The organism is Mycobacterium sp. 4D054 (assembly GCF_052245755.1).
Lineage (GTDB): Bacteria > Actinomycetota > Actinomycetes > Mycobacteriales > Mycobacteriaceae > Mycobacterium.
Genome location: NZ_JBQQCF010000111.1, coordinates 1 through 4,241, shown reverse-complemented (window position 1 = coordinate 4,241; position 4,241 = coordinate 1). Strand labels below are relative to the sequence as shown.

Sequence of the window (4,241 nt, the reverse complement as noted above, 5' to 3'; positions counted from 1 at the left end):
ATTCCGACGAGCAAAGGACCCAGGAGCACCGGCGAGACGCAACGCCGGAACCCCAGGCCGCCCACGTCAGAACCGCCCACCCACGCCACGAAAAGACCTCAACTACCCGCCACGTGAAAGATCGAGGTTAATGCCTCTTGATGTTGATGTCGTGTACCGTTGCGGCGGCTGCCGTCTTGGCTGCCGACTTCGCGTTCTTGTCGGCACGTTTCTCTTTCAGGCTCTTTCCGGACTTCTTCGACATCGTTTGGCGCGGAGACTTGTCAGACATTGGTGGCCCTTCGTCAAGGGGCCTGGGTGGTCCCGATGTTTCGACCCTACTCCTGATGTCGAGACGGCGGGGTCGGCTTCGGGTGTAGCCTCGAAGCTACTGGGAACCCTGCCGGTCCGGGATGTTCAGCTGACTTCTGCTGATTTCGACGAGCAACCGCTCACGCCGCCGCGCCGGTACCACCGTCCGTCGGGATTGTCGTGAACGCTGTGCCCACCTTTGAGTCTTCCTTCGCTGCCGCTTCGAGGCGTCCGCCCGCGGGAATCGTTCGATTCGGGATGCTCGGCGCCTATCCACCGGCGCCGTGGGGGCCGGCCGGTTTCATCTGTGCGCTGACGGACGCGTTGAGCGCTCGTGGATCCGACGTCGGTGTCGTGCGGGTCGCCGACGGCTCGCGATCTGCCGACCGCCGGGTCGTCGGGGAGCTGGTCAACGGTTCCGCATCGTCGGCAGACGAGTGCGTGGCATCGCTCAATCAGAGCGACGTCGCGGTGATACACCACGAGCACGGCCTCTACGGTGGCGCACACGGAGACGCTCTGCTCGACGTCATCGACGGATTGTGCGTCCCGTCGATTGCCGTCGTGCACAACGTTCTCAAAAACCCTGCTCCGCACCAACGTTGGGTCCTCGAGCGGGTGGCGGCCACGGTCGATCGGCTGGTGGTGTTGTCCGAGGCGGCGCGGGAGAGACTGTGTCGTGAGTATGGCGTGGACCGCTACAAGATCGCCATGATTCCGCATGGCGCCGTACTTCCCAGCGGTCCACGGTTGAAACGCGGTAGCAGACCGGTCATCCTGACTTGCGGCCTGTTGGGCCCCGGAAAAGGTGTCGAGCGCGTCATCGACGTGATGTCCTCGCTGCAGAGCGTCCCTGGCCGTCCCCGGTATCTGGTGGCCGGACCGACGCATCCGAAAGTGCTTGCCGGCGAGGGTGAGACCTACCGCGACGCTCGGGTGGAGCAGGCCGGTCGAAGCGGCGTCGCGGACTCGGTGCTCTTGGACGGCCGCTGCATCGACCGGGCATCGCTGGCAGCACTCCACCAGGCGGCCGCGGTCATCGTGTTGCCCTACGACAGTGCCGATCAGGTGGCCTCGGGGGCCCTTGTTGCTGCTGTCGCAAGCGGTCGGCCTGTCGTGGCCACGGCGTTCCCGCATGCGGTGGAACTGCTGCGCGACGGTGCCGGCAGCATCGTGGCTCACGACGACCCTGAAGCGCTCGCCGCCGCCTTGCGTCGGATTCTGACGCAGCCACGGCTGGCCGGGGCGATGGCGGCCAAGGCCCGCCAAATGGCGCCGGCGATGGCGTGGCCGGTTGTCGCCGACGCCTACCTCCAGGTCGCAGCACAGCTGATGGCGCAGCGGCGGACACGGGTGTAACGCCCCGCGCACACTCAGTGAGATTCGGCCTCTTGGCTACTCTTTTCAGGCTTGCCACCCACGTCCGGCCTCATTAAGCTGAACAACGCCGACTCGCTGGTCGTCGTCTCTCGCGTTTCCGCCCGCGGTCCGCACTCACTCGGGTTCACAGCACAGCCCAGCCACTTCGGCCACCAAATAGAACGGGCGCGGCATCTGCTGACGACCACCGACTTTCAACACACCCGCCGCTGAGACAGCGCACCAAGACCTCCGGGCCATTGTCCGGCGGGGGCTCGCCCAGTGAAACCGAGGGGTCACTGGGCGAATTCCCTGTGAGCGCATTCGTCAACGGGGATCTCCCAATCGAAGTGATGAGTGACGACAGGTGGAACACGTGTTTCGATCGCCCACCCCCGCGGGCTGATAATCGGCGTACGTTGTTGGTATCGGGTAGCTCGATCACGAGCGAAAACGCCTGACGTCAAAAGGAAATCGATGGCTGCGCCGAAAAGATTCCGAACCCCCTACCAGAACCGGGTAACGCTCGTCCAGGACACCGTCAGGCAACACTCCGCACTCGACGAAGACGCCGCACGCGAACTGGCGGTGCGCGTGTTGCATGCGCTGGACTCCATACCCGAGAAAGTGCGCTGACCTCGTGATCAAGTACCAGGGAGATGCGTGACGATGACGGTCCTGGTGAAATTGTCCAATGGCCGTGTCGATGAGTACATGCGATTCGGCGACGTTTACGTCAGACACGGCGACGGCACACTCGATGTCGTCCGCACCGGAGGAGCGCACCGCTACAGCTACGCGGCCGGTGAATGGGTCGGTGTCGACGGAGACGAAAAGCGTTGGAAGAAATCGCTTTTCTGGCGCTGACCCCCGACCAGCCGCCCGTTCCCGGGAGGGAGCGGAACGCTGGTCTGATGAAAGGCGGTCGGCATGAACGCCGTTGCTCGATGCGTGTACCTGCCCTGTGCCCGGCTTCTGTCCGGCTGAATGTGTCGATCACCGAGCAGTTGCTCGCGGCTGTCGGCGGCCGCCGTGGCGTCGAGGCCGCTGACCGTTTGTGTCGAGCGTGCGTGGCGCTCCTGGACGTCGACGCGGTGGCGATCTCGCTGGTGTTCGACGGTGCCAACGCCGGCACCCTCGGCTCAAGCGGCCCGCCGGCCAGGCACTACGACGAGCAGCAGTTCATCCTCGGCGAGGGACCGTGCCTTGACTCGGTGGTGCGGCGGGTGCCGGTGCTGGTGGCCGACCTCGCCGCACCGGCCGGTCGACGGTGGCCCCTCTACGGGCCGACATTGCTGGACATGCAGATCAGCGGCGTCTGTGCCATCCCTGTGGCGGTGGCCGGCGAATACGTCGGTGCGCTCGATCTGTTCCGGGTCCGGCCCGGTGCGCTCACCGCCGATCAGCTGGACGGGGCGCTGGTCGCCGCCGAACTGGCCGAAGCGCCTCTGCTGGACCTCCTCGACGCCGATCTGCAGGCCGCCGTCAACGACCCCGGAAGTGACACCTGGGCGGAGCTGAACAAGCTGTCGCGCGCCGAGATCAGCCAGGCCACCGGCATGCTCGTCGCCCAGCTCGAAGTGGAGCCGGACGAAGCCCTGATCCGATTGCGTGCCTTCGCGTATACCAGCGGTCGTCCGGCCACCGAGGTTGCCCACGAGATCCTCAAGCGCCGGCTTCGGTTACCTGACGACCGACATCACGACGACACCGGATAGGGAGCAGCCTGATGGACGACGCGCGAGAAACACAGGTTCTGGACGCGCTGGTGTCCTTCGTCGACCGCCTGCTCGTCGATGTCGACGTGGTGGACCTGCTCATCGAACTCACCGAGCGCTGTGCCGAGCTTTTCGACGTGGCCGCCGGTTTTCTCCTCGCCGACCAGTTCGGCAAGCTGAATCTGCTGGCAGCCAGCTCCGAGCAGGCCCGGGAGTTGGAGTTGTTCCAGCTGCGCGCAAACGAGGGCCCGTGCCTGGGCTGCTACGCGTCGGGTGAGCCGGTATCTGTGGCCGATCTGCACGGCGCTGTCCTGCGGTGGCCGAGGTTTGTGCCCGCGGCGCTGGACGCTGGCTTCGTGTCGGTAGACGCAGTCCCCATGTGCGCGGCGGTGACGTCGTCGGGGCTTTGGGCCTGTTCGGCGTCAGACCTGGCGCGCTCACGGAGGCGGACTGCCGCATCGCTCAATCCCTGGCCCACATCGTGTGCGTGACGATCATGCAGGATCGATCGTCTGTGCTACCGAAACTGCGTGCCGCCTTCGCCGGACGAGTCGTGGTGGATCAGGCGACCAGCTTCCTGCGCGAAGTCCTTGGCGTGTCCGTCGAGGACGCGTTCGAGATCCTGCGCGCCTATGCCCGGGCCCGCGGCGAACACCTGAGTCACGTCGCCCGACGTCTGATGACGGATAAGTACTCCCGCCCGGTCCTGGTCGCGGCGATTCTGGAGTTCGCCGGCGATATGAGGGCCTAGCCCGGATTTTTCGTGGAATGTTGACTGTGGGGGTGTGTAGATAAGCGAAAGTGCCTGTCCTGCAAGGAATAATTGGACTTCTCTACGGTTCAAAAACCCTGACGGGAAGGCACTTCGCAGGT

5 protein-coding genes and 1 pseudogene are annotated in these 4,241 nt (G+C 65.1%); 5 read left to right on the top strand and 1 reads right to left on the bottom strand.

The genetic code is table 11. The features are described 5' to 3' along the window. Positions 1-127: 127 nt before the first annotated feature. Complete coding sequence (locus ACTWP6_RS29970; protein WP_260757020.1) at positions 128-271, bottom strand: hypothetical protein; 144 nt, start codon at positions 269-271, stop codon at positions 128-130. Positions 272-549: 278 nt separating this feature from the next. Between ACTWP6_RS29970 and ACTWP6_RS29965 the strand changes: the two genes are divergently transcribed. The 5 genes and pseudogenes from ACTWP6_RS29965 to ACTWP6_RS29945 all read left to right on the top strand — a co-directional run bounded on the left by ACTWP6_RS29965 (position 550) and on the right by ACTWP6_RS29945 (position 4,119). Then, positions 550-1,650: a glycosyltransferase gene (locus ACTWP6_RS29965; protein WP_260757021.1), complete on the top strand. Its 1,101-nt coding sequence runs from the start codon at positions 550-552 to the stop codon at positions 1,648-1,650. A 477-nt stretch (positions 1,651-2,127) separates the two neighbouring features. Then, positions 2,128-2,286: a DUF6307 family protein gene (locus ACTWP6_RS29960; RefSeq protein WP_260757023.1), complete on the top strand. Its 159-nt coding sequence runs from the start codon at positions 2,128-2,130 to the stop codon at positions 2,284-2,286. Positions 2,287-2,319: 33 nt separating this feature from the next. Then, the gene (locus tag ACTWP6_RS29955; RefSeq protein WP_260757932.1) at positions 2,320-2,517 is read left to right on the top strand and encodes a hypothetical protein; all 198 of its coding nucleotides are present in this window, start codon (positions 2,320-2,322) and stop codon (positions 2,515-2,517) included. Positions 2,518-2,639: 122 nt separating this feature from the next. Next, complete coding sequence (locus ACTWP6_RS29950; protein WP_260757933.1) at positions 2,640-3,368, top strand: GAF and ANTAR domain-containing protein; 729 nt, start codon at positions 2,640-2,642, stop codon at positions 3,366-3,368. An 8-nt stretch (positions 3,369-3,376) separates the two neighbouring features. Further along, positions 3,377-4,119, top strand: a pseudogene (locus ACTWP6_RS29945) (GAF and ANTAR domain-containing protein). Positions 4,120-4,241: the final 122 nt, after the last annotated feature.

Coding starts and splice junctions, on each gene's coding strand:
- ACTWP6_RS29970 (WP_260757020.1), bottom strand. CDS start 271: ATGTCTGACAAGTCTCCGCGCCAAACGATGTCGAAGAAGTCCGGAAAG.
- ACTWP6_RS29965 (WP_260757021.1), top strand. CDS start 550: ATGCTCGGCGCCTATCCACCGGCGCCGTGGGGGCCGGCCGGTTTCATC.
- ACTWP6_RS29960 (WP_260757023.1), top strand. CDS start 2,128: ATGGCTGCGCCGAAAAGATTCCGAACCCCCTACCAGAACCGGGTAACG.
- ACTWP6_RS29955 (WP_260757932.1), top strand. CDS start 2,320: ATGACGGTCCTGGTGAAATTGTCCAATGGCCGTGTCGATGAGTACATG.